This window comes from uncultured Aquimarina sp. (genome assembly GCF_947492965.1).
GTDB lineage: Bacteria > Bacteroidota > Bacteroidia > Flavobacteriales > Flavobacteriaceae > Aquimarina.
Map to the genome: position 1 here is coordinate 1 of NZ_CANLOZ010000038.1, position 290 is coordinate 290.

1 protein-coding gene is annotated in these 290 nt (G+C 54.1%); it reads left to right on the plus strand.

Annotation, left to right across the window (positions count from 1 at the left end):
- The coding region (locus Q1B37_RS24210) for a hypothetical protein (RefSeq protein WP_299903355.1) at positions 1–290 on the plus strand (290 nt) is incomplete at both ends.

The window sequence follows — 290 nt, forward strand, 5'->3', positions numbered from 1 at the left end:
GGTCAAACGGGAGCTACTGGACAAACGGGTGCTACTGGTCAGACAGGAGCAACGGGACAAACTGGAGCTACTGGTCAAACAGGAGCCACAGGACAAACGGGAGCTACAGGACAAACAGGTGCTACTGGACAAACAGGTGCTACTGGTCAGACAGGAGCTACAGGACAAACTGGAGCTACTGGTCAAACAGGTGCTACAGGACAAACGGGTGCCACTGGTCAAACAGGAGCCACAGGACAAACGGGAGCTACAGGACAAACAGGTGCTACTGGTCAAACAGGAGCTACTGG